Genomic DNA, 930 nt, shown 5'->3' with positions numbered 1-930 from the left:
CCAGTTATCAAATTTGACCACTGCTTTTGACTAAATAAATATATGAAGAAAATATAATAAATTGTTTATTACGCTTCTAGGAGGAAGGCTTTTTTGTTCAGCGACATTCATCGTAGTTCTTTTCTTGGCAGATGTTAAATTATATTCCTTTTTTGATTTCATTAAGCTAAAATTAACTAAGAGACACTAAAATTGGAAGTGAAATTATGCCTGAAAAAATTGTTGCTCGACCTTTAATTACTATTACAAATATTATATGGAGTTTTAATTCCAAGACTCATTTACCACAGATTTTACTTGTCAAAAGAGCTAGTGACCCATTCAAGAAAAGTTGGGCATTGCCTGAAACACTTTTGCGAAGCAACGAGAGTGCCGAAGCTGCTTGTATTCGCTTAATTAAAGATAAGATTGGTGTTTTAATTCCAGATAGTGCAACAGAACAATTAGCTACTTTCACCAATCCTAAAAGAATAACCGGTGAAAGAGCATTAGCTTTGGCATATATGACCTTTTTACCAATCATGCCCAAGCTTAAAGCTGATTATGGAGCTATTGAAGCACGTTGGTTTTCTTTTAACTTTAAAGAAAAGAAATTCTTTTTAATGAATGATCAAATTAAATTGCAACTTGACGCTAAATCGAAATTAGCTTTTGATCATGCAGAGATCATTAATACAGCTATTCAAAGAATTAACAATAAGCTTGATTATCAACCAACGATTTTACAAATATTAGGTCCAACTTTCACCTTAAGACAAGCACGAGAAGTTTACGCTATTTTTAGACAAACCAGCGTTGATAAAATTGATAATTCTAATTTTAAGAAAACACACAAAAAGATATTCAAGGAAGTCGGAACTGTTTCCGCTAAACGCTCTGGCAGGCCACCAAAATTATTTAAATTAGTGTAGAGCAGGGAGGTAAAAGCTT

General features: G+C 32.6%; 1 protein-coding gene. It reads left to right on the top strand.

Features of this window, described 5'->3' with window-relative positions; translation table 11 throughout:
* The first annotated feature begins 206 nt into the window (after positions 1–206).
* Positions 207–911: an NUDIX hydrolase gene (locus HMPREF0518_RS04870; protein WP_003626695.1), complete on the top strand. Its 705-nt coding sequence runs from the start codon at positions 207–209 to the stop codon at positions 909–911.
* Positions 912–930: the final 19 nt, after the last annotated feature.

The sequence above is a fragment of the Lactobacillus helveticus DSM 20075 = CGMCC 1.1877 genome (assembly GCF_000160855.1).
Classification (GTDB): Bacteria; Bacillota; Bacilli; order Lactobacillales; family Lactobacillaceae; genus Lactobacillus; species Lactobacillus helveticus.
Note: the sequence above shows the minus strand (reverse complement) of the source record. Positions and strands in the feature narration are given on the sequence as shown.

Excerpts from the sequence above, each read along its gene's own strand:
- HMPREF0518_RS04870 (WP_003626695.1), top strand. The coding sequence starts at position 207 with ATGCCTGAAAAAATTGTTGCTCGACCTTTAATTACTATTACAAATATT.